The sequence below is a fragment of the Marivirga sp. genome (assembly GCF_035704835.1).
In the GTDB taxonomy this organism is placed as follows: Bacteria; Bacteroidota; Bacteroidia; order Cytophagales; family Cyclobacteriaceae; genus Marivirga.
Map to the genome: position 1 here is coordinate 73812 of NZ_DASSWQ010000086.1, position 24095 is coordinate 97906.

Sequence of the window (24095 nt, forward strand, 5' to 3'; positions counted from 1 at the left end):
TTTTCAACAGGGAGTTTTAGCTGAAAGCTGTCCCCCTATAAATTTCCCATTTTTTGGGGCTACTGCCATATTGATTTAAAACTGATTTCAATTCTGTTAACCAATTTACAGATGCCTTTTCAGTTGAATTGATAATATCTCCTGTTATTACTGCTATCATTATAATACTTATTATCTTTGTAAATATCGACATATTTATCGATAAATAAAAATATTGACATATATGTCGATAATGATAAATATTGATGTAAACGTCAATATAGAACTTATAACATTTGATTAGAAAGATTTACTGGAGAATATGTTTAAAATTATTTAGGTTAGTTTCTCGGCATTTCAATATATCTATTATTGTTCTAGTTTATTGAAATAGTCGTAAATTTCATTTATTTGATTGTCGCCAATTTGCTGATAATGAATAGGGATTTCATTTTCAAAATGTATAATAATTGGTTTTCCTAAACCAAGTTCATAGAACTGGGCTTTGTTTTCTTTGTCAAATAAGGTAACATGATTTTTATTAATGGAATTAACCATACTCTGATGAGATTTCCTTGAAGATTCTCCTATAAGGATAATTTTGAAATTCTTTATTTTGTTTAAGGATGATAGAAACTTTAAATTTTTATCAACGCAAGGAGAACAGCTGTATAATGGAACAATGTAATAGATTTGATTTATTATATTATTGTTAAGATTATGTACATCGCTCAAATAGTTTTTAAAATCCTTTTCATATTTATATTGAGATTCAGGTTTAGAATCACAAGAAATTAATGAGACGAAAAATAATAATATGAAAATGGATAAATTAGTTTTTATTGATAATAACTTCATCTAATCTGATAATTTCTGTTTTTGAGTTTGTTTTATTATTTAAATCAATAAAGTAAAAGCAAGTATCTTTTTCATCATCTATTTTTCTATAGTATGCTTTTTCTTTAAATATCTCAATTATTTTTTCTTCCGTTTTTAGTAGAAATTTTAATTCATTTTCTTCTTTATCATATAGGTATAATTCGTTCAAAGATTTTTTAAGATTATGAATAAAATAGATTTTATCGGTATCTCTATCGATTTTAGCATACCAAGTTTCTTTGTTTTTATCATCAATTTTTGGGAATGAAATAAATTTAGTCTTATAAGTTATCATATTAAAATTAAGAAGAGTATTCGCTTCTGAATGATTGATTAATAAGTTATCTTTTTTATACAGTTGAAAATCAGCTAAATGACTCATGCCTTCATAATAACGTGATTTCAAAATCAAAGGCTTATTAATTATAACATGCTGCGAATCTTCAGGATTGATCATTTCATATTGATAAATACTATGTTTTCTTGGCGCATTTGTATTCGGTTTAATGCCAACTATTAGATTATTGACTTTGGTTTTCATTCCCATTTCATACTGGTCAATTAAATAATTAGCGGGAATCTCCTCGGTTATGAAAAATTTATTATTCTCAATAGCAACCACTAATCCTTGATTCATGTAAGAGACTGAAACAGAAGTGTCATTAGAAACTGATATCCCCATAACACTTCCCCATTTCCGATTACGGATTAAAGTGTCGGTTATTAAGCCATTATTGTTTGCGAGTACAATAAATTCACCTTTTTCGGGTCGAATGAGGGTGTTATCTGTTAATCGAACAATATTTTTCATATCAGCATTTGCTCTACAAAAAAATAATTGACTATCAGATACTTTGTCTAATTGTGCAAAGCAACTATTTTGAAAACTTATCCAAAGAGATAAGATTAAAATTAAGGAAGTTTTCATCGTTATTTTCATTAAACGGGTTATCAGTACTAATTAAAAGCCCTTTGCGTGAAGGTATGATTAAGTGAGGATTATAAGTGTCTTTTGGTAATCTAATGATATCTAAAGGCTTATTATCTCTATAAATAATTAATGCAAATTGTGCATTATAATGTTTGTTTAACAATCCATCTAAATTTCTTTTTTCTTGGGAGAATTTGACCAAACGAATTAATATATTCCTAAAATTATCTTTCACAATTCCGAAATATCTACCGCTCTGCATATAAAACTGTTGATTTGAAGGAAAATCGTTGATGTCTATTGGAACTGATTCCGGCAAATCTAACAGATCTGTACCAATGCAAATTTGAGATATAGAATTATTCTCAATAATATTTATTTGTGGACTTAAAGGAAAGCTGATGTAAATTTTATTGTCTATATAGTCATAAGCAGGTTTTTGAAACCAAGGAAACCAGTTCCTATTCTTGAATTCTGTCACGTATTGATCTGGATACTTTAAATCACCAACACTACCTATCGTTTTATCACTTAGCTTGAAATACGATAGGTATGGAATTTCAAAAAATTCTTTATCATCAGGGTAAAAGTACCTAGGTGAAATATTATAATACCAAATTTGTTTTTCTTTGGGGTCATAAAAGGGTTGAGCTGAAGTCATCCATCCTGCAGCCTTAAATCTATCTTTTGCATACCACCTATTTATATTGTTAGCTGAAGTGTCAGTTAAATAGAATGTCAAAGGATTGGCTTCATTATGTAAAAAAATAGAATCAAAATTATGTACGTAAAAGTTTATGACACCCTCGTAAGAGTTGGGCCCGTCTAAAGTTAAGTCAACTCTTTTTATGAATTTTTGATGATTTAAATCATATATCTCAATGGATGCTGGATTTGTATTAGATTGATAGTCATTAAATCTAAATAAATATTGAGTTCCATTAATTACTTTAATCTGGGAACTAATATTTTGATCGGAAGTAGTATTGCTAATTTTTATTTTTAGGCTATCAATAATTATCGGTGAGAATTCTTCAAAAGTTTTATGATTACATTCATTTTCAGTATTTTGATTATTGCAAGCTATTGATATAATGAATATTACATTTATTAACAGTAATTCACTTATTTTCATTTTATAGAAATTGAAAACTGGGATTATTAATAATCCCAGTTTGATTGTAAAAAAATAAGGTTTAGAAGTTACATAAACCTCTACCTAGACCACATCTTGCTGATCCATCGGAATTCGTGCCGTTATAAACTCTAATAAATTCAAACCACTTTTTTGCATTTACCTGTGAACTTTTGTTTGATGGTACAAAAGTAGAACCAACGGTAATTGCCATTACAACTACTAACATAATAAGCTTTTTCATAAGACTTAATTTTTAGGTTAAAAATAAATTTTGGGCAAGTACTTTTTTTTTTTCTTAAATTTCAAAACAATTAACTAAAAATTATTTAGATTGGAAAAAATAAAACCTATTACATTAGTACTTTATAAAAATTCAAACCTCTTGAAATTTTTTATTTATTATTCTGTCTTATTGTTCATAATACCAATAGGACTTTTCTCCCAATCCTATTCGAAACAGTCTAAAATTCATATTTCTGCTTTTCCCGGATTCAGTAATAACACAGTAGATGAGATATCAAATCATTACAAATTGTCATTAAATCTAACATCAGGAATAACTGGCAGCGTAAGTGGCATTGAGTTGGGTCTTATTTCAAATTATAATTATGAAAAGTTTCAAGGTATTCAGTTTGCTGGCTTTGCAAATATTTCAGGAATCAACAATAAACTAAACCCAAAGGAAAAATTGGAGCAGACTTTTAAGGGTTTTCAATTTGCTGCTATCTCTAATAAAACTTTTGGCGATGGGGCAGGAGTACAGGTTTCTACTTTTAATACAGCAGTCTCAGATTTCATAGGATTTCAGTTGGGATTCATGACAAATAAGACTAGATATTTACAAGGAGCTCAAATAGCAGGCTTAATTAATTCATCCAAAACAGGGATGGTAGGTTTTCAGATTGCCCCTTTATTCAATTATTCGGATGGTCAGACTAATGGCTTGCAATTGGGATTGTTTAATTATGCTCGGACTGCAGGCTTTGGACATGACTTTACCAGTTTGCTTAATGATACTTGGCAGATTGGATTAATTAATTTTAGTAAGGTAAATAATGGGAATCAAATAGGATTGATTAATATTTCTGGGAAAAATAATGGTGTTCCATTAGGACTACTTAATATTGATGCAAGTGAGGGACATTTAAGTTTAAGAGCTTCAGATATGTTTTTATCGAATATAACAGTTGCTTCGGGAAGCAGATTCTTTAATAATTTACTACAGTTTGGATATAACCTTTCCTTGAATGGACTACCTAAATGGGGAATGTCTTATGGTTTAGAGAAGGAATGGACTAATCCCGAGAAAATTAACTTTATCTCAATCAATGCTGTATTTTGGCAACAAAAGGCTGAAAATCGAAAGTTTCTAAAAGGACCTAGATTACTAAGATCAGAGCTTATTTATGGCTTTAAGATAACGAAGTATAGATTTTTGGAAATAGGTGTAGCTATGAATTACCAATTATCTGTAGTAAAAAATCAAGAGCCTTCATTATTTACTATGGGAGATTTTTCCCCAGGAATTGTGTTGGGTATACAATAAAAAATGGCAGCTTTTGGCTGCCATTTTATCACTTAAATATTTTGATATAACTTCTTTATTCTTTAACAACCCCAGAATTCTTTACCTCTACTAAGTCGCCATCTTTCAATGTTTTAGAAACCGCCAAGAATGGTCCTTTTACAACTTTTTGACCAGCTGACAGTCCTTTTTTAATTTGTATAAATTCAAAATCACTAATTCCAGTTTCGACAATAGTTCTTTTTACAGTATTGTCATCCTGAAGAACAAAAACGACTTCTTTTTCTTCTTTTGGTCCTCTAACTTGAATCTCTTCAATTGTTTCTGTAGAATCTTCTTTAATTTCAGTAGATCTCAAAGTTACAGAGGATAAAGGCACAGTTAAAATATCTTTTTTAGTTTCTGTCATGATTTCTACACTAGCAGTCATACCCGGTCTGAATGGGGAGGCATCACCTTCAGTAATTAAATCTTCATATGAAGAATTCAATATTTTTACTTTCACTTCAAATTCAGTTACAGCATCTTGCGACACTTTTTCTTTTGCTGTATTTGCAATAGCAGTTACCACACCTTTGAATTCTTTTTCCATATAAGTATAAGAATCCACTTCTATGTTAGCTGTATCACCTATACTTATTCTGATTATGTCATTTTCATTAACATCAACTCGAACCTCCATATTATTTAAATTGGCAATTCGCATCAATTCAGTTCCTGCCATTTGTTGAGTACCAACAACACGTTCCCCAAGTTCAACACTAAGTTTTGAAACAGTTCCATCCACAGGTGAATATATAATAGTTCTACTTAAGTTTTCACTCGCCTCATCTACAGTAGCTTGACTACTTTTGACAGTATATCTTGCTGCTAATACATTTTTTTCTGATGCTACTTTATCATTTTCTGCTATTTGATAATTTGCTAATGCAGATTCATAATCAGCAGTCGATATCACTTTTTGCTCATACAATTTCTTTTGGCGTTCAAAAATTTGCTGAGCCTGTGTTAGTTGGGCTTTTGCTCTTTCCAGAGAAGCTTCAGCTTGCGCTAGGGTTGCCTTTTGTTGGTTTAAGTTTGCTTTTGCACGTTCTAAGGCACTCTGAAAATTATCAGGTCTAATTCTTACTAGCAGGTCATCTTCCTTAACGGGGTCACCTTCTTCAACGGCTAGTTCGATGATTTCACCGGCTACATCAGGACTGAGTTTAACTTCCACCACTGGTTGAACAGTACCACTTGCATTTACTTTTTCAATAATAGTTCTATACTGTACTTCCTCAATTTCAACAAGAGTAGAAGGGGGTTGACCTATTACGCCTGATTTCTTTCCAATTATAGCCACAATAATTAAAAAGGCGACTATCCCTAATAGGATATATAATGTTTTTTTTGATGATTTTTTCTTAGCCATGGTTAAAAGTTTAAAGGTTTCCCTTGATAAAAGTCCAGTACTTTAAGTTTGAAGATATAGTCGTATTTTGCTCTAATAAGGTCAGATTTTATTCTTTCGAAATCATTTTTAATTTGTGTAAATTGAATGGCATCTATAGCGCCATATTCAAGTCTTTGTTCTGCATTACTAAAACTAAGTTCAGATGCATCTAAACTATTTTTTAATGCCTCATATGATTTTGCTGCTGCTTTAACATCCAAATAAGCTTGTTCAATAGTCTGCTGTAATTGGTTTTTAACAGCGGTTAATTGATAATCACTTCTTTTCTGATTTATAATGGCTTGTTGAACATTATTCCTTACTTGAAATCTACTGAAAATAGGGATGTTTATGCTTATCCCTACAAATTGTCTCAGGTTAAAATCTAATTGATTCCAATAAGTATTCTCCCTAAATTCTGAAGGAACTGATTGCTCGGAGAAAACAGTTTCGCCACTTTCTGTAATGCCGATAGGAACAGTTACAGTTTGGTTTTCAGAACCTAAAACAGGAAACTGAGCTGGTGCTGCATCTGAATAGTTGGTTGAAATCCCTGCATTTAAATTCACAGAAGGGTAATATGCACTTCTTGCGACTCCAATTCCTTTAATGGCACTTTCTTTTCTATATTCTGCTGCTTTGATAACGGGTTGATTTTGCAAAGCATATTCATAAACGTTTGAAGACGACTCCATTAACACACTTTCACTTGGTTCTGGTAGTTTTGGTATTTCGATATCAAAAGTCTGATTAGCAGGTATTTGCAATGCTTGCTTTAGTTGTAAAAATGATAATTCTAAATTATTTTTAGCTCTAACTACCTCTAGTTCATCATTTGCTTTTTGTTGGCTAATTTGTAATAAATCTGCTTGAGCCAATGCACCAATTTCAACTTGTTTTTCAATTTTATTCTCTTGGCTTTCAGTTGTCAAAAGTCTGAGTTTCGCAGTTTCAAGTAACTTTTGATTAAAGAGAATATTAGTATAAAATGACACTACATTTAGAATGACATCATTTTGAACACTTTCTAAATCTTTTTCTGCCGCTAACTGTCGGTATTGGTCTCTTTTGATACTATTGTACCTTTGAAAACCATCAAATAATGGTAAACTTGCATTCAAACCAGCATTCTGAGAATTAATTCCTCTATCAATAATCGTATTGGTAAATGGGTCAATTGAACGTCCAGTTGATGTATTAATTCCTAGATTTCCACTTACACCAGGTAGATTACTCATTTTGGAACCAAATAAGTTAATTTCTGCACTTTCAACATCCAGTTCAGATTGTTTTATTTGCAGATTATTTTCCAATGCATAATCAACACATTTCTGTAATGACCATTTATCCTGACCATAGGTATTCATTCCAATGGTAAAAAAAATAATAAAAATAAAAATTCTAAGCATAATTTTAGTTAATAGTTTACATGTCAATATCTGGAATATAAATAACATCCATTACCCAATCTAAATTTTTAAGGTATTCAAGAGATATAGTTTTTAGTCCTGTGTCCATTTCAATTGCCAAACAAGCTATGTCATTTTTCCCTTTTCTGGAAACACTCATAGTTGCTATGTTGGCTTTATCATTGCTGATGATGTTTGATATGAAAGCTATACTTCCTTGAGTATCTTCAGCGGTGATAATCAAAGTATGCAAGGCAGCAGAAAAATTGGCTGTAAATCCGTTAACTTTTGAAATATTGATTACACCTCCACCTAAGCTTTCGCCTATTACCTCCACTTTTCTATCACCTTTAATTAAATTTAATTTAATAGTATTAGGATGGTAGGTACCTGCACTTCCAATAGATTTGAAAGTGTATTTTAATCCTGCTTCTTCCGCTAGTTCAAAGGCTTGTTTTATGCGAATATCGTCTGTTTTGTAATTTAGTAAACCTGCGACAATGGCTTTGTCGCTGCCATGTCCTTCATAGGTTCGAGCAAATGAATTGTAAAAAGTAATGATGGCTTCATTAGGAATTCCTCCTAAAACCTTAACGGCTGCACGTGCGATTCTTACAACTCCTGCGGTATGTGAACTTGAAGGACCAATCATAACGGGACCAATCATATCAAAAATGCTACTTCTTTCTGCCATTATTCAAAATAAAACCCAATATTAGGCAATTATTTGCTCTAGTAAAAGTATACTTGATGAGTGGAAAATGGAAGTTTTAAAAGCGAAATTAGCATGATTAATTACAATAGTAACTTAATTCCCTCTGGTTCAGGAAGTTTAGAAGTTTCGAACCGAGGTTTTCAATATGGGGATGGAATTTTCGAAACTATAATTTTTCGAAAAAAAGAGATTATGTTTCTAAATGAACATTGGGAAAGAATTTTAGATGGGGTAAATGGCTTGAAAATGAAATTGCCCTTTACAAAAGAAGAATTAGAAACCATACTTTATGATTTACTGGAAGTAAATGGTTTATTAGGGCAATCGGCCAGAATGAAACTTTATATCTGGAGGAAAACCGGTGGGTTATATGCTCCGGAGCATTTTGAAGCTGAGTTTTTACTGACTTCAGAACAGTCTCAGAGAAAGAAAATTCAAAAATTCGAAAAAGTAGGAATTGCAAATACGGTATTCTTACAAAAAACCAATTTTAGTCATTTAAAAACGATTTCTGCCTTACCTTATATAATGGCTGGGATTGAAAAAAAGCAGCGAAACCTTGAAGAGCTTCTATTGCTTAGTCAAGAAGGATTTATTGGAGAAGCTTCCTCATCCAATGTTTATTTTTTGGATATGGAAAACAAGAAGATTTATACTCCTTCATTGGAAAATGGATGTGTAAATGGTGTAAGCAGAAGGTATCTATTCAAAAGTGCAGAAAAATTCAATTTGGATGTAGAAGAAGTGATGTGGAAGCCTGAGGATTTGAAATCAAATTTATCCGCTTTCACTATTAATGTCGCAGGGATAAATTGTATTCAAAAGATAGAAAAGAGAAAAATGGGTGATGGTACAGAAGGTTTAAGGTTATTAGAGCAGATTTTTAGGTGGTGATTTATAAATCAGAAAAATCAGGAATATCTTTTTCGAAAACAAATTCTTTGGCATCTGGTCCAAAGCAGTAATGCTCCAGCCCATTGGTGATAATCATATATTTTGCCTTAAATTGGCTGTAGTAATTCGCGATTTGTGAAAAGGTATTATTGGTTATTTTTACTTCAGGCGCTTTACATTCAATTAAAAGGAGCGGTTCCATTTTTCTATTAAAAACCGTTAAATCTGTACGTTTTTTTCTTTCATGATACTTGAGGCCTGATTCGGATTTAATAAGCCCTGCAGGATAATTTTTATATTGAATCAAAAACTGAATAAAATGTTGGCGTACCCATTCTTCGGGTGTTAAAACCAAAAACTTCTTCCTGATAGGGTCAAAAATATGTATCTTGCCGTCCATTTTACGCAAGTTCACATCATAAGGCGGAAGGTTTAATTTTTGCATTCGTTTCGCTTAACTTTGTGGCAATAGAATTGCAAATTACTGACAAATATTTAATCAAAACTTATAAATGAAGACAAAAAAAGAAATCGTAGACAATTGGTTGCCACGCTATACGGGGACAGGTTTAGATGAATTTGGAGACTATATCCTACTGACTAATTTCATTAATTATGTAGAGATGTTTGCGCAGCGGTATGAGGTTGAAATAAAAGGAAGAGATAAGCCGATGCAAACGGCTACTGCTGAAGGAATTACCATTATCAATTTTGGGATGGGCAGCTCAGTAGCTGCTACGATTATGGATTTACTTTCCTCAATTATGCCTAAAGCAGTTTTATTTTTAGGGAAATGTGGAGGTATAAAGAAAAAGTCAAAAATTGGTGATTTGATTTTGCCTTTGGCAGGAATAAGAGGAGAAGGTACCAGTGATGATTATATGCCGCCCGAAGTGCCTGCTTTACCTTCTTTCCGTTTGCAAAGAGCGGTTTCTTCTATGATTAAAAAGCATGAAAGGGATTATTACACCGGCACTGTTTTTACAACCAACCGCAGGGTTTGGGAACATGATGATGAATTTAAAGATTATTTAAGAAGAATTAGAGCAATGGCTGTTGATATGGAAACGGCTACTATATTTTCTGTTGGGTTTGTGAATAGTATTCCAAGAGGAGCTTTGCTGTTGGTTTCTGATAATCCTATGACACCAGAAGGAGTAAAAACAGCTCAAAGTGATCAGAAAGTAACAGGAAGTTTTGTGAATTACCATCTTCAAATAGGAATTGATGCTTTAACTGAATTGAAAAATTCAGGAGAATCCGTTAAACATTTGAAATTCACCGAAACATTATTCGACCAGGATTAAATTAATTTATTCAATTCCAACTTGTTAATTATTTAAAAAAATCAAAACCACATATGAACAAACTTCTACTTAGTTTAACGTTAATTATTTTTCTGTCCTCTTGTACCAGCAAGGAAAAGGTAGATGCTATCTATTTCAATGGAAAAGTATATACTGTAAATGCAAATTTTGAAAAAGCAGAAGCTTTTGCTATCAAAGATGGTAAGTTTATAGCGGTTGGAAGCTCTCCAGATATTCGAAATCAATATCAAGCCGAAGAAGAAATTGATTTGATGGAATCTCCTGTATATCCTGGTTTTATCGATGGTCACGCTCATTTTGTGCGCTATGCCAAAGGATTGCGTGAAGTCGATTTATTCGGCACTACTTCTTTTAATGAATTGATTCAGCGTTTGCAAAAGCATGTGGAAGAATATCCAGATGAACCGACATTATTGGGTTTAGGATGGGACCAGAATAATTGGGAAGGCAAGAAATTTCCTACTAAGGACACGCTCGACATTCTATTTCCCGATAAGGTTGTAATGCTGAGAAGGGTAGATGCACACGCTGTTTTAACGAATCAGAAAGGACTGAATTTGGCTGGGATTACCGCTAATACCAGAGTTTTAGGTGGAGAAGTATTATTGAAAGATGGGCAGCCAAGTGGTGTTTTGATTGATAATGCCATGGATTTGTTGATGGATAAAATGCCAGAAATGAATAAAGAGCAAGAAAAAGAACTGATTAATGAAGCTCAGAATAATTGTTTTGCTGTAGGAATCACTTCTTTAGCTGAAGCAGGGTTGGATAAATCTCAAATTGATTTGCTGGATGAAATGCATAAAGATAGCCTTTTGAAAATGCGTATTTATGCCATGATAAATCCAACTCCTGAAAATATGGAATACTATTTCAGTAATGGACATTACAAAACTGATTATCTAAATGTTCGCTCATTCAAAATTTATGGTGATGGTGCTTTAGGTTCAAGAGGCGCATGTTTGTTGGAACCTTATGCAGATGATCAAAATAATTATGGATTTTTAAGAAGTAAACCCAAGGTTTTTGACAGTCTGGCAAAAGTGATTTTTGCTAAAGATTTTCAAATGAATACCCATTGCATTGGTGATTCAGCCAATAGAGCTATCACCAATATTTATGCTAAATATTTAAAAGGGAAAAATGATAGAAGGTGGAGAATAGAGCATGCTCAGGTATTAGCGGAAAATGATTTCAGTAAGTTTGGTGATTATAATATTCTTCCTTCTGTTCAGCCAACCCATGCTACTTCTGATATGGATTGGGCAGATGAAAGATTGGGAGAGGAAAGAGTGAAAAATGCTTATGCTTATCAAGAATTACTGAAGCAAAATGGCAAATTGGTATTGGGTTCTGATTTTCCTGTAGAAGATATCAATCCAATTTATGGATTCCATTCAGCAGTTGCCCGACAGGATGATAATAATTTACCAAAGGGTGGTTTTCAGCCAGAGAATTCATTAAGCAGGGAAGAGGCATTAAAAGGAATGACCTCTTGGGCAGCTTTTGGTCAATTTGAAGAAAAAGAAAAAGGAAGTATAGCCAAAGGAAAATGGGCTGATTTTGTGATATTGGATAGAGACATCATGGAAGTTCCAGTGGAGGAATTAAGAGACACAAAAGTAATTCAGACCCATTCTGCTGGAGAGAAAGTTTATGAATTGCAATAATCAAATAAATAGAGACTTAGTTTCGTGTTGATACTTACAGTCAGAACAATAAGTTAGATTCTCATTTAATGCCTAAAAGGCCCTATTGATGAAAAAAGACATTACCATAGCAGAAGCTCAGAAGCAAGTCGATGAATGGATTAAAACCATTGGTGTTCGTTATTTTAATGAGCTGACCAACATGACTATTTTGACTGAAGAGGTAGGAGAGTTGGCTCGAATTATGGCTCGAAAATACGGTGAGCAGTCCTTCAAAGAAAGTGATAAAAATGCTGATTTGGGAGATGAAATGGCGGATGTGCTTTGGGTATTGATTTGTCTGGCAAATCAAACAGGAGTTGACTTGACGGATGCTTTGCAGAAAAATATTGAAAAGAAAACCAATCGAGATAAGGATAGACATAAGGATAATGAAAAATTAAAGTAAAATGATTTTGCTAGTCATCAGAATAGTGAATACTGATTTCCAAATTATCCTTAGATTGAGTTGTATTGGAAAAATATAAGCTAAAATGACTCAAGATGAAGTAGCGAAATATTTAAAAGAGAAAGCAGGTTTAAGTTCTGCTCACTTAGACTATTTCTTTGAAAAAGCTAAATTAAAATCTTTACCAAAGAACATACACCTCATTAGAAACGGTGAATATTCTGTTCATTTTGTTTTAATTAAAACCGGTTGTTTGATGACCTATTTTAAAGACCCAAATGAGCATGTTCATGCCATTCAATTTGGTCAGGAAATGTGGTGGACTGGTGATTTAGATGCAATTTTTAATCAACATCCCTCTAATTATGCTATCAAAGCTTTAACTCCTTCTGAGGTTTATCTACTAAGTAAAGAAGATTTTGAAGACCTTAATCAAAAACACCCAGCTTTCGAAAGTTATTTCAGGAAGCTATTTCAAAATGCTTTAATCAGTCATCAAAAGCGGATTATCAGGAATATTTCCTTTACTGCAGAAGAAAAATATTTGGAATTTGTTAAGCTTCATCCTCGTCTGGAATTAATAGTACCTCAAAAATATATTGCCTCTTATATGGGCATTACTCCAGAATTCTTAAGTAAACTGAAGCGTAAATTGGCACAATCTTAAACTAAGTTAAGATTTAAGTTCATATAGTAAACATTTGTTTAAATAGTAGAACAACCTCTATCTTCTTTGGTTAAATTCACTGTTATAAATTAAAATTTTACTACTATGAATCCGAACGAATATATTACGGGTTTGCACCACTTAACGGTGAGTGTTGGAAGCGCCCAGGAAGACATTGATTTCGTAACCCAGGTGATGGGGATGCGAATGATTAAGCAAACAGTTTTATTTGATGGTTCTGCCAGTGTATATCATTTATATTATGCCAATGCTGATGCAGAAGTTGGTTCGGTATGGACTACTTTCCCTTTCAAAAAAGCAGGAGTTTACGGAAAAAAAGGTTCTGGACAAATTGAAATTTCAGGCTTCTCAGTTCATCCTGATGCAATTCCATTCTGGAAAGAGCATTTGGATAAACATAAAGTGAAAAATTCAGGTATTTTAGAGCGATTTGGTCAGAAAATAATCCATTTCGAAGACCCATCTGGAGTTGGTATTGGCGTTTTTGGAGATGCCAATGACAATAGAAATGCATGGCAAACAGAGGAAATCTCTAAAGAAAATGGAATCAGAGGTCTTCATAGTGCAGTTTTATCCGTCAGAGAAGTAGAAATGATGGATAAGTATTTAACGGAAACTTTAGGTTTTAATAAAGTTGGTCAGGAAGGTCAATACCATCGTTATCACATTAAAAACGGTGGAGCAAGAAGAGTGATTGAATTGCATCATCAACCAGATTTACCACAAGGAAGTTGGACATTTGGAGTAGGAATTCCGCATCATATTGCTTTTGCCACTGCAAACGATGAGCAAAGTGCTGAATTGAAGGCATACATCGAGGGAACTGGCTACACTGATGTAACTGAAATCAAGGACCGAAACTATTTCCACTCTATTTATACCAGAACGCCAGGTGGTCAGCTATTTGAATTTGCAACTTCTGATATAGGGTTTGCAGTAGATGAACCAGAAGATTTATTAGGTCATGAGTTGTTACTACCTCCTTTCTTTGAGAACAGAAGAGAAGAATTGATTAAGCCTTTAGAAAAAATTACTGTGCCTCATTATTTGAAAGATTAATTAATAAGACTTTGAAAAAAGTGAGTTTTTTGAAAGCATATCCTGACTGAGTTTCGGGATATGCTTTTTTTATATCTATTTGGAAGAAATCTTCTTAAAATTCGAATATTGGATTACTTGTGATTTTAAAATAGGTAAGAGATGTGAAAGAAGCGGACAGGAATGTTTCAAATAGAATTATGAAAGTGGGATTCCGAATTGAAAAATGATAGCATCAAAGATTTCATTTTTGGTTTTATCATCTTGTATAGAACCATATTCCTTCGACAGTCTTTTTTTATCGATAGAGCGAATCTGATGACATAATAATATGGATTCCTTTTCAATTCCATAGTTATTATCAATTAATAAAACTTCATTCGGATAAATATTTCTTCCTTTTTTCCTACTGGTGATTGGGATTACGTTTACCACATTTAGAGAGTCATTTATGTAATCTTCACTTATTATCAAAACAGGCCTAGATTTACCCTGTTCTGAACCTACTACAGGGTCTAAATTTGCTCTAAATATTGACCATTTGGAATATTTCATAATGCATCTGAATCGGCAAATCTGAAGTCGTCATTAACTTCCTTGATATCAGACATAAATAATGGGTCTTTAGAAGCTTTTCTCATCATATTTATTTTTTTCTGATGGTCATTCATGTCTTCTTCTATAGTAACAATTACACTTGAGATATCTTCAAAAGTTCGTGGTAAATCAATTATAAGTTGATTATCCTTTACCTTATATTTCTTTTTAAATGTTTTCATTTCATGAAATTTAAATAATTAAACGGAATTTCACAAAAGTCAGTTCAATCTCATTATTTAGAATTCTGGTTCACCATTATTATTTTTAAAAGTACTATCTATTTCAACCGATTGAGAAACTCAACCCCAGTACTTTTCTCCACTTCTTCCAAACTTACACCTGGCATCAATTCTACTAATTCAAAACCAGATTTACTTAATTTAAAAACAGCTTTATCGGTGATGACCATATCTACTGCATTCATAGCGGTAATGGGTAACTCACATGATTTTACCAATTTCGGGCTGCCATCTTTATTATTATGGTTCATGGTGATGATGAGTTTTTTAGAGCCCGAAGCTAGATCCATAGCACCACCAACACCCAAGAGCGGTTTTCCTGGTACTGCCCAGTTGGCTAAATTGCCTTTTTCATCCACTTCTAATCCTCCCATAATGGCAACATCCACATGTTTTCCTCTAATCATGCCGAAAGAAGTAGCTGTATCAAAATAGCTGGCTCCTTTTACCGCAGTGACCGGAATTTTTCCAGCATTTACAGGGTTTGACATTGCACCACTTCCATCCGCAGGTTCAGGACCAACGCCTAACATTCCATTTTCAGTGTGGAGAATGATGCCGTCTTCTTCCTTAATCAAATCAGCTACCAAAGTGGGGATTCCAATTCCAAGATTTACGATATCGCCTTTTTGCAATTCTTTTAATGCTCTTTCAGCAATATTCATCCTGTCCTCTCCTGCTTTTTTGCTGCCTACTGAAGCAGATGAGCCTAAATGCTCTTTCTGTAGTTTGGCTTCCACTAAAAAATCTATAAAGCAAGCTTGGGTATGAATTTGGTTAGGGTCTAATTCACCTGCTGGAACTATTTCTTCTACCTCTGCAATTACTAAATCGCAAGCTGCTGCCATCGCAGGATTGAAGTTTTGCTCTGTCATGCGGTAAGTTAAATTACCAGATGTATCTGCTTTCCAGGCTCTGATAAAGGCTACATTTCCCCTTATTCCTTCTACAAAAACCTGCTCAACACCATTGATGACCTTGGTTTCCATTTTTTCAGCCAGGACTGTACCTGCTGAGGTAGGAGTAAAAAATCCTCCTATACCCATTCCCCCTGCGCGAATAGCTTCACCTAATGTGCCTTGAGGCAATAAATCATATTCTACCTTGCCATCTTGAGCCCATTTTACTGCATTTGGATTGCTGGTAAAATAGGAGCCAATCATTTTCTTAAGCTGTCCATTAGTTAATAATCTATCGCCACCTAAACCTGGCTCTCCTACATTATTGCCAATATAGGTTAAGTCTTTAGTAGAAGTTTCAGCGAGAGCATGTAATAAATGAACAGGTGCACCTGTCATACCGAATCCTCCGCATAAAATGGTATCGTTATTTTTTACTTTCTGTGCAGCCTCTTGCGCTGATATAATGGGAACTTTCTTCATATTATTAAAGTCCTAAGACTTGATTAAGTGCTTTCTTTAATTCTTCTTTTGAGTGTTGGATGACCTCTTTTGCTCTAAAAGCAATATGAAAGTCAGGTCTGATTAACAGGCAGCCTGAATCTTTGATATTTCGAACTTCAGCCCATTCTCCATATAAATCTGCATAATCTCGGTCTGGGCCAATTTGTACCGTTTCTATTGCTACATTCAAAGATTTACTTAATTCTTGAGCTGCTTTTATCCAGTCCTCTCCACCAATTCCCGTAAATAAGGTCAATTTACCTTTTCCTGTTACGTCTAAGGTGGAAATTCGATGTCCATTATCACCTAACCAAACATGCGGCAAATGTGCGCCTGGTCTTGTGGAGGCCTGATAATATAATTCTTGATCTCTCAAATATTCTTCTTCAGCGGTATTGTCTGAAACTATAGCCTTGGATGCATATCGTTGATTTAATTCTACTCCATGGCAGTTAAATTCATAAGATTTCAATGCAATAGCTTTTCTCAAATCCTCCCTCTGCTGTTCTGAAGTAGGATTGTTATCCTTCAATTTGGCCATATTGGCTTTCATTTGCTGAGGTTCTATATTATCTCCTAAACCTAATGATTGAAAAATAGGCCCAAATTCTTCTATACTTTTATTAGCTCTATCCACAATTTGCTTGGCAATTGGAGCTCGTTCTGCCTCATATGATTCCAATAGACTTTCCTTTGCCTCTCCTTTAACTACCATGGCTAATTTCCAGGCTAAATTAAAAGCATCCTGAATAGAAGTATTAGAACCTAAACCATTTGATGGCGGATGTCTGTGAATAGCATCTCCCATACAAAATACTTTTCTATCAGATATTTTGGTGGCATAGCAATGGTTTACTGTCCAGGTGGAAGTTTGCAGGATTTCGATGGGAATGCTGTCATCCCCAACCAATTTAATGGCAATCTCTTTGGCTAAATCATCATTTACTTCTGGTGGACCATCATTAATATCATAACCCCAAACAATTAGCCATTCATTCCAAGGTCTTACCATTCTAACCAGCCCCATTCCTATTCCACCTACGTTGGAACCAGGTTGCATCACCCAGTAGAGGGCACTCGGCCTGTGAGCCACATATTTGGTCAAATCCATTTTGAAAACAATATTCATACTGCCGCCCACTCCCATTTCACCTTCATAAGGTAAGTTTAGGTTTTCTGCTACCTTACTATTTCCACCATCTGCACCGACCAGATATTTAGCTCTAATGGTAAATTCTTCATCGGAAAGTCTGTCTCTACAAAGTATGGTTACGCCAGTTTCATCTTGCTCGTGACTTAGATATTCCGTATCAAATTTATATTTAGAACCATTAGTGGCGGCTGCTCCAACAATAATAGGTTCTACCAGATTTTGCGGAATATCGCATATTTTCGTTGGACTAGCTAAAGTATAATCGGCCATACGGTTGGGGTGGTTTCCCCATGAATATAACCTTCCTAATTCCTCACCTGCTAAACTTGTACAGAATACATTATTTCCCATTAATTCATGAGGCACAGCTTTTTCGATGATTTCCTCCTCTATGCCCAAATCTCTAAATATTTCCATCGCTCGCTGATTGGTAATATGAGCTCGTGGAGAATTTGCCAGCCAGCCATATTTAGTGACTACCATATTTTTAACGCCATATTTACTCAATAGTGCAGAAGTAGTAGAACCTGCAGGACCACTACCAATTATCAGGACATCGGTTTCATATTTTGGATTCGCCATAACTAAATATTTTTGTAGATAAGTTTATATGTCGTACATTTGTTTAATAATAAAACAATACTACAAAATTATTGTTTACAAAAAAAAATGTCATGAGGAATTTAACCGAAGAAAATTTAACTGATATCGTTTTAGAGCGAATTAAAAGCGATGATAAAAGGAGTCAGGAAGTATTGACTAAGCTTATTAAACATCTTCACGCTTTCATAAAAGATTTAGAACCTACAGAGGAGGAATGGTTTAAAGCCATTGATTTTCTGACTCGTACAGGTAAAAAATGCGATGATAAAAGACAGGAGTTCATTTTATTATCTGATGTGTTGGGTGTTTCCATGTTGGTAGATGCTATCAATCATAGAACCCAACAAGAAGCAACTGAAACTACCGTAACGGGTCCTTTTCATGCGCCAGCGATGGAAATGAAGATGGGTGATAACATTGCCAGAGGCAAGGAGTTGGAAACGGGAGAGCCTGCCTTATTCCGTGGAAAAATATTAGACCCAAGCGGAAACCCAATCAAAAATGCAAAAATAGATGTATGGCAATCCAATGATGATGGATTTTATGATATTCAAGATTCCAGCCAGCCTGAAATGAATTTGAGAGGAATTTTCACAACAGATGAAACGGGTGAGTTTTGGTTTAAATCAATAAAGCCGTCTCCTTATCCAGTACCAACTGATGGCCCTGTTGGTGAAGTTTTGAGAGCTGCGGGCAGACACCCGATGCGACCAGCTCATATTCACTTCTGGATTGAAGCTGAAGGTTTCCAGACTTTAATTACTCATATTTTCGTGGAAGGTGATGAATATTTAGATTCTGATGCGGTATTCGGGGTAAAGGAATCCTTAATTCTGGATTTTCCATTGAATGAAAATAAAGAAGATGCCAAGAAATGGGGATTCAAATCTACTTTTTGCGATGTGGAATACGATTTTAAGTTAGCTAAGAAATAACAAGTGTATTTTTTAAATGGTATATACCATGGTAATTTAAAACCTAATTCATCTTAAATCTGCATATTTGCATCATGGAGCCAACTATTAAAAAATCAGACTTTGTACAATCACTTGAAAAAGGGTTAAAAGTGATAGCAGCCTTTGATGCAGAAAATGATAAAATGACCTTAACGGAAGTTTCCAAAAAAGTGGATTTGACTAGGGCCAATGCAAGAAGGATTTTGTTGACGCTCCAATATTTAGGTTTTGTGCAGACTGAGGATGGCAAGCAGTTTAGTTTGAGTCCAAAAGTACTGACACTTGGTTATTCTTATTTATCAGCTTTGCCCTTTCAGGAGTTGGCCAAACCTTATTTAAGAACTTTGGCTGATGAGGTAAATGAATCTTGTTCTATGTCTGTTTTGGATGGCTATGATATCGTGTATGTAGCCAGGGTCCAAACCAATAGAATTATGACAATTTCTTTAGGGGTTGGAACTCGCTTACCTGTTTATGCAACTTCAATGGGTAGGGTATTATTAGCTGGCTTGCCAGATGGAGAAATGAAAGAGTTTTTAAGAGGAGTTAAAGCAGAGCAACTAACGCCCAATACGATTACTGATTCTGAAAAGCTAATTGAACGCGTTCAATTGGTAAAAGAAAGAGGCTGGGCATTAGCTGACCAAGAATTAGAAATAGGTGTTCGTTCTATTGCTTGTCCTATTAAAGATAAGTACGGCAAAACCATTTCTGCTTTGAACATTAGCGGGCACGCCAGCAGAGTAAGCAAAGATGAAATGTTGGAGAAATTCCTTCCTCATTTAAAAAGTACAGTAGCTCAAATAGAAAATGCAATACATAAATCAGTTTAGTTAAGACAAATTTCCTTCTCTATTTGGAGAAGGATAAAGCTTTTAAAAAAACACTTAACTAAACTACCTAAGATACATAAATTATAAATCATGAACTTTACATATACATCATATCCTAATCAAGTTTTTTTCGGAAAAGGCAAAACATCAGAATTGCCTAAAATAGTAAAGGATTACAAAAAAGTAATGGCAATGGGAGAGGAGCGCTGGGCTTCTCAGATTAATACTGTAAGCAATGCGTTAGGCACGGATAGACTTTATTATTTCCCAGAAATTATTCAGCATGTACCAAAGGATTTGGTGGATAGGGCGATGATAAAATTGAAAGAAGAAAAGCCTGACGTCTTGCTGGCTTTTGGTGGAGGTTCAGCCATAGGTTTGGCTAAAGCTTTAGCCTTAGAGACAAAATTACCCATAGTAGCAGTTCCTACAACCTATGCTGGTTCAGAGCAAACCAATATTTGGGGTATTAGCACCGAAGAAGGAAAAACCACTGGTAAATCTATGGATGTTATGCCGAAAGTAGTGGTTTATGACTCAGATTTAACCGCAGGCTTACCTTTAAGTCTGGCCGTTACTAGTGGAATGAATGCAATGGCGCATTTGATGGAAGCAATCTATGCACCAAATGGAAATCCAGTCACCCGCCATCACGCCTTGCTTGGAGTTGAAAAAATTAAGTCGGGTTTGGAGGAAGTTGCACGTGAACAAAGTCTGACCGAACAAGCCAATATCGATATTCAATTTGGAGCTTATTTAGCAGGAAAATGTTTGTGTGAAGTTAGTATGTCATTGCATCATAAAATGGCTCATGTTTTAGGTGGGACTTTCAAATTAGAGCATTCTTATGTTCACACCGTTTTGCAAGCCTTTGTATTAAATTATCAATGGGATTCTTTATCCGATGACATTAAAAGCGATTTTAGGCAAGTTTTAGGTCATGAGCCAGCTCAAAAGCTCCAAGAACTTTCTGCAAAAGCAGGTGGACCAACCGATTTGAAAAGCATTGGCTTTAAAAAGGAAGATATTGATAAAGCAGTGGAGACAGTTTTGGCTAAACCTTATGAAAACGTAGCGCCACTTGATAAAAGTAAATTAGTGGATATGCTTCATCAAGCTTATGAGGGGAGTTTGGAGGGATAGATTGAAATCTATGTTCAAATCTTTTATTTTCAACTATACTATTATCATTTTCGCTAAAATTATAACCTTTTCACTTACTTGAAGGCTGATCTATTACTTTAAATTTTTGATCTTCAGATTTTACTAAAATCTTATTTTTACTAAATGCAATTACCTCTCCTTTTTCATTTACATCTACCAAATCTTCTTTTAGTGCAGCAAGATTATTTGAATTCACTTCAAAAAATATTTCTGAAATATTTACTGTCTTTTTTTTGTATGCATTTTCCGAAATATAAAAGATAGTAGCTTTGCGTTTAGTAAGATCATTTATTAGAGCTTTGGTTCCATCTGCTAAATAAATTGGGTCATTTTGCTTTACAAAGTGCCAGTATTTTCCTATTGCAATCGGACCCAATATCTTAATATCTTTCGGAGATTGTACTAAATAGTTTTCTTTAAATTCGCGACTCATCGGATTATCCTCTTCTTGATTTAAAGCGATTATATCTGCATGAACGGTGAATATTTGCTTGATTACTATCCCAAAATAATAAGTCGTTTTCTTATCAATTACATAATTTATATAGCGCTCGTTAGGAGCTAGAAATCGTTTAGCTTCTAAGTCACGTTTTGCTTTGTTCACTAAATCGTTTCTTTTACTTGCACCAAATCCTAAAATTATAATGGAGCTTGCCTGGCCCATTGCAGTTTCTTTGTATGTAAGGTTTGACTCTACAACATTTGAACTAATGTTTCCTTGATTAATAGAAAAGCAACTTGAAGTAATAAATGCAATTAATAAGAATAAGAAATTTAGATTGTATGCTTTCATCTTTTACAGGTTAAGGTTGAGTTTCTTTTTTTAGATTGGGAACTGTATGCAAGTATTATTTAACAATAATATACATTTGACAGTAGGTTACAAAGACTTTTATGTTAATTAATTGTGTACTCCTTCTTCAGGAACATATTGCAAATTTTTTAAACCTTCTTTTGTTTAAATAGTTGTATATACATATATTGTCATTGTATTAAATTATAAATAATGTCTAATAATTTACACCTTTTTAAAAATACTATTTTTGATGGAGCTTCATTAGAAGAAGCTAAAAGTGCTATCATCATGACGCATGGACGGGGAGATGATTCTTCGAAAATGCAAGATTTAGTGAAAAGCTTGAACATTACGGTTGAAACAGCTATAATTTATCCAATAGCTACCAATAGTACCTGGTATCCTAAAGGATTTATGGAAGATTGGAGTGAAAATCAACCTTGGCTGGATTCTGCTTTGGAAAATTTAGAAGCTATCATCAAATATTTAAATAAAAAAGGTATTTCAAACGATAAAATATTTCTTTTAGGATTTTCTCAAGGAGCATGTCTCACTTTAGAATATGTCACTCGAAATGCTCAAAAATATGCTGGAATAGCTATTTTAAGTGGAGGCTTAATTGGTCCACATATAGAAAAAAGTAATTATAGTGGTGATTTTGAAAGGACGGAAATATTCATTGGTTGTAGTAATATAGACCATCATATCCCAGAGAAAAGATTGCACGAATCCGAAGCTGCAGTAAAACCAATGGGAGCAAAAGTGGATAAACGGGTTTACCCAGGCATGGATCATATTATCTGTGAGGATGAAATTCAGAAGGTAAATGAAATGCTAACCACAATTTAAAATTTATTGACTATGAACTTTAAAGGAATTATAAAAGGACTTCATCATATAACTGCTACAGTAAGTGATGCTCAAGAAGATTACGATTTTTATACCAAATTATTAGGTCAGCGGCTGATTAAGGAAACTGTAAATTTCGATAATGAAAATGTTTACCACTTTTATTATGGAAATGAAATTGGAGCTCCTTCTACAATTTTCACCACTTTTCCATATAAAGGACAAAGAGTTAAAGATGGAATTATCGGTGCTGGACAGGTCTTTGAAACTGTTTTTTCAGCACCAAAGAACAGTTTATCTTATTGGGAAAGCAGATTGAAAAACCATCAGATCAATTTCTCCAAGATAAAACTTTTTGGCAAGGAGAAACTCACTTTTAAGGATCCTTCAGGTTTAAACATAGCAATCATTGAAGATGCTGATGACAATAGAAGTCCCGTTTGGAAAACAAATGAAATTTCAGATCAAGAAAATATTTTGGGAATTCATCATGTCGTATTGGCAATAAGCAATGTGGAGGAAACTTTACAGTTTTTAAAAGTTTTTGGGTATGAAGAAATCTCAAGAGAAGGTGACTATGTCCAATTGAGCACGAGTTTAGGAGGTGCGGGAAATTCTTTAGTTGTGATGGATGCGACTGGATTACCTAAAGGCAAGAATGGAATCGGGACGGTTCATCATGTAGCCCATAGAGTTGAAAAATTGGAAGACTCTTTAAAAATTAAAGACTATTTAGTGAATGAGTTAGGGTTGAAAGTAACTGAAGTAAAGGATAGAAAATATTTCCAATCTATCTATTTTCGGATTCCTGGTGGAGTGCTATTTGAAATAGCCACTGAAGGCCCAGGCTTTTTGGTTGATGAAACTAATGAAGAACTTGGAAGCTCTTTAAAATTACCGAAATGGCAAGAACCACATAGAGCAAGAATCGAAGCAGGTTTATTGGATTATAAAAAGTAATTCAATTTTGAAATATAGAAATGGCTAAATCTACCTTGTTTTTAATGCTCTTAGTTTTCTTGGCGGGTGCAATTTTACCTATTCAAGCAGGTTTCAATATCCAAATTGGAAAGACAGTGCAACAGCCGGTTTTTGCGGCTTTTGCTTCATTTCTCATTGGTACTGTTGCTTTGTTTATCTATTTGTTAGTAATTAAATTTAATTTTAGTACCATTTCAGCAACTCAATCTGCATCTCCGATTTTCTGGACAGCAGGTATTTTAGGTGCGTTTTATGTAGCGTCTGTTATTATCATTGCGCCTAAATTAGGAACTGCTTTAACCTTCTCACTTATTGTAGGAGGTCAAATGATAATTTCCTTGATTTTAGATCACTTTGGCTTATTAGGATTTTCGATAAAAGAAATAAGCTGGCAACGCATTTTAGGAGTAGTATTTTTGGTTTTGGGTGTGTTGTTAATTCGTAAATATTAATTAAAAGGCC

27 protein-coding genes are annotated in these 24095 nt (G+C 34.0%); 13 read left to right on the forward strand and 14 right to left on the reverse strand.

Features of this window, described 5'->3' with window-relative positions:
- Positions 1-16: 16 nt before the first annotated feature.
- The 5 genes from VFM92_RS15455 to VFM92_RS15475 all read right to left on the reverse strand — a co-directional run bounded on the left by VFM92_RS15455 (position 17) and on the right by VFM92_RS15475 (position 3168).
- Positions 17-160, reverse strand: a complete 144-nt coding sequence (locus VFM92_RS15455) for a hypothetical protein (protein WP_325123131.1) — start codon at positions 158-160, stop codon at positions 17-19.
- A gap of 188 nt (positions 161-348) precedes the next feature.
- Positions 349-837 carry a hypothetical protein gene (locus VFM92_RS15460; protein WP_325123132.1) on the reverse strand — a complete coding sequence of 163 codons (489 nt, stop codon included), beginning with the start codon at positions 835-837 and terminating at the stop codon, positions 349-351.
- Entirely contained in the window at positions 812-1786 is a 975-nt protein-coding gene (locus tag VFM92_RS15465) for a hypothetical protein (RefSeq protein WP_325123170.1), read from the reverse strand. Before VFM92_RS15465 ends, VFM92_RS15460 begins: the two co-directional genes overlap by 26 nt.
- Positions 1734-2924, reverse strand: coding sequence for a DUF4221 family protein (locus VFM92_RS15470; RefSeq protein WP_325123133.1), 1191 nt, complete (start codon positions 2922-2924; stop codon positions 1734-1736). Before VFM92_RS15470 ends, VFM92_RS15465 begins: the two co-directional genes overlap by 53 nt.
- A 61-nt stretch (positions 2925-2985) precedes the next feature.
- Positions 2986-3168, reverse strand: a complete 183-nt coding sequence (locus VFM92_RS15475) for a hypothetical protein (RefSeq protein WP_325123134.1) — start codon at positions 3166-3168, stop codon at positions 2986-2988.
- 291 nt (positions 3169-3459) lie between these two features.
- On the opposite strand from VFM92_RS15475, the gene VFM92_RS15480 reads away from it, so the two are divergent.
- The gene (locus tag VFM92_RS15480; RefSeq protein WP_325123135.1) at positions 3460-4473 is read left to right on the forward strand and encodes a hypothetical protein; all 1014 of its coding nucleotides are present in this window, start codon (positions 3460-3462) and stop codon (positions 4471-4473) included.
- A 55-nt stretch (positions 4474-4528) separates the two neighbouring features.
- Here the strand turns inward: VFM92_RS15480 and VFM92_RS15485 are convergent, their stop codons facing one another.
- The 3 genes from VFM92_RS15485 to sdaAB are packed head-to-tail and all read right to left on the reverse strand — an operon-like array spanning position 4529 to position 7990.
- Positions 4529-5866 carry an efflux RND transporter periplasmic adaptor subunit gene (locus VFM92_RS15485; RefSeq protein WP_325123136.1) on the reverse strand — a complete coding sequence of 446 codons (1338 nt, stop codon included), beginning with the start codon at positions 5864-5866 and terminating at the stop codon, positions 4529-4531.
- Positions 5867-5868: 2 nt separating this feature from the next.
- Positions 5869-7296 (reverse strand): TolC family protein, encoded by a 1428-nt coding sequence (locus tag VFM92_RS15490; RefSeq protein WP_325123137.1) that lies wholly within the window; start codon positions 7294-7296, stop codon positions 5869-5871.
- A gap of 16 nt (positions 7297-7312) precedes the next feature.
- Entirely contained in the window at positions 7313-7990 is a 678-nt protein-coding gene (gene sdaAB, locus VFM92_RS15495; RefSeq protein WP_325123138.1) for an L-serine ammonia-lyase, iron-sulfur-dependent subunit beta, read from the reverse strand.
- Between the two features lie 93 nt (positions 7991-8083).
- Between sdaAB and VFM92_RS15500 the strand changes: the two genes are divergently transcribed.
- Complete coding sequence (locus VFM92_RS15500) at positions 8084-8905, forward strand: aminotransferase class IV (protein ID WP_325123139.1); 822 nt, start codon at positions 8084-8086, stop codon at positions 8903-8905.
- A gap of 1 nt (position 8906) precedes the next feature.
- Here the strand turns inward: VFM92_RS15500 and VFM92_RS15505 are convergent, their stop codons facing one another.
- On the reverse strand, positions 8907-9350 hold the full coding sequence (locus VFM92_RS15505) for a type I restriction enzyme HsdR N-terminal domain-containing protein (RefSeq protein ID WP_325123140.1): 444 nt from the start codon (positions 9348-9350) through the stop codon (positions 8907-8909).
- Positions 9351-9417: 67 nt separating this feature from the next.
- Between VFM92_RS15505 and VFM92_RS15510 the strand changes: the two genes are divergently transcribed.
- From VFM92_RS15510 to VFM92_RS15530, 5 genes are all read left to right on the forward strand, one after another.
- Positions 9418-10212: an AMP nucleosidase gene (locus VFM92_RS15510; protein ID WP_325123141.1), complete on the forward strand. Its 795-nt coding sequence runs from the start codon at positions 9418-9420 to the stop codon at positions 10210-10212.
- Between the two features lie 53 nt (positions 10213-10265).
- Positions 10266-11903, forward strand: a complete 1638-nt coding sequence (locus VFM92_RS15515) for an amidohydrolase (protein WP_325123142.1) — start codon at positions 10266-10268, stop codon at positions 11901-11903.
- Between the two features lie 88 nt (positions 11904-11991).
- Entirely contained in the window at positions 11992-12330 is a 339-nt protein-coding gene (locus VFM92_RS15520; protein WP_325123143.1) for a nucleotide pyrophosphohydrolase, read from the forward strand.
- An 85-nt stretch (positions 12331-12415) separates the two neighbouring features.
- Positions 12416-12997: a Crp/Fnr family transcriptional regulator gene (locus tag VFM92_RS15525; protein WP_325123144.1), complete on the forward strand. Its 582-nt coding sequence runs from the start codon at positions 12416-12418 to the stop codon at positions 12995-12997.
- Positions 12998-13102: 105 nt separating this feature from the next.
- Positions 13103-14077 (forward strand): VOC family protein, encoded by a 975-nt coding sequence (locus VFM92_RS15530; protein WP_325123145.1) that lies wholly within the window; start codon positions 13103-13105, stop codon positions 14075-14077.
- 177 nt (positions 14078-14254) lie between these two features.
- Here the strand turns inward: VFM92_RS15530 and VFM92_RS15535 are convergent, their stop codons facing one another.
- The 4 genes from VFM92_RS15535 to VFM92_RS15550 form a co-directional block, all read right to left on the reverse strand.
- A complete protein-coding gene (locus VFM92_RS15535) occupies positions 14255-14611 on the reverse strand; it encodes a type II toxin-antitoxin system PemK/MazF family toxin (protein WP_325123146.1) in 357 nt (118 codons plus the stop codon).
- Complete coding sequence (locus tag VFM92_RS15540) at positions 14608-14835, reverse strand: hypothetical protein (RefSeq protein WP_325123147.1); 228 nt, start codon at positions 14833-14835, stop codon at positions 14608-14610. The genes VFM92_RS15535 and VFM92_RS15540 overlap by 4 nt, the downstream gene beginning before the upstream one ends.
- A gap of 98 nt (positions 14836-14933) precedes the next feature.
- Positions 14934-16277, reverse strand: a complete 1344-nt coding sequence (locus VFM92_RS15545; protein ID WP_325123148.1) for a 3-oxoacid CoA-transferase — start codon at positions 16275-16277, stop codon at positions 14934-14936.
- A 4-nt stretch (positions 16278-16281) separates the two neighbouring features.
- Entirely contained in the window at positions 16282-18033 is a 1752-nt protein-coding gene (locus VFM92_RS15550) for an FAD-dependent monooxygenase (RefSeq protein ID WP_325123149.1), read from the reverse strand.
- A gap of 92 nt (positions 18034-18125) precedes the next feature.
- Here VFM92_RS15550 and VFM92_RS15555 point away from each other — a divergent pair, with 92 nt between their 5' ends.
- The 3 genes from VFM92_RS15555 (at position 18126) to VFM92_RS15565 (ending at position 20986) form a co-directional block, all read left to right on the forward strand.
- Entirely contained in the window at positions 18126-18989 is an 864-nt protein-coding gene (locus VFM92_RS15555) for an intradiol ring-cleavage dioxygenase (RefSeq protein ID WP_325123150.1), read from the forward strand.
- 74 nt (positions 18990-19063) lie between these two features.
- Complete coding sequence (locus tag VFM92_RS15560; protein WP_325123151.1) at positions 19064-19843, forward strand: IclR family transcriptional regulator domain-containing protein; 780 nt, start codon at positions 19064-19066, stop codon at positions 19841-19843.
- Between the two features lie 90 nt (positions 19844-19933).
- On the forward strand, positions 19934-20986 hold the full coding sequence (locus tag VFM92_RS15565) for a maleylacetate reductase (protein ID WP_325123152.1): 1053 nt from the start codon (positions 19934-19936) through the stop codon (positions 20984-20986).
- A gap of 70 nt (positions 20987-21056) precedes the next feature.
- On the opposite strand, the gene VFM92_RS15570 is transcribed toward VFM92_RS15565, so the two are convergent.
- Positions 21057-21800, reverse strand: a complete 744-nt coding sequence (locus tag VFM92_RS15570) for a DUF6567 family protein (protein ID WP_325123153.1) — start codon at positions 21798-21800, stop codon at positions 21057-21059.
- A gap of 213 nt (positions 21801-22013) precedes the next feature.
- Between VFM92_RS15570 and VFM92_RS15575 the strand changes: the two genes are divergently transcribed.
- From VFM92_RS15575 to VFM92_RS15585, 3 genes are read left to right on the forward strand one after another with little or no spacing between them, the layout of a single operon-like run.
- Positions 22014-22652, forward strand: coding sequence for an alpha/beta hydrolase (locus VFM92_RS15575; RefSeq protein ID WP_325123154.1), 639 nt, complete (start codon positions 22014-22016; stop codon positions 22650-22652).
- Positions 22653-22664: 12 nt separating this feature from the next.
- Complete coding sequence (locus VFM92_RS15580) at positions 22665-23612, forward strand: ring-cleaving dioxygenase (protein ID WP_325123155.1); 948 nt, start codon at positions 22665-22667, stop codon at positions 23610-23612.
- A 20-nt stretch (positions 23613-23632) separates the two neighbouring features.
- Complete coding sequence (locus VFM92_RS15585; protein ID WP_325123156.1) at positions 23633-24085, forward strand: DMT family transporter; 453 nt, start codon at positions 23633-23635, stop codon at positions 24083-24085.
- The last annotated feature ends 10 nt before the right edge of the window (positions 24086-24095 follow it).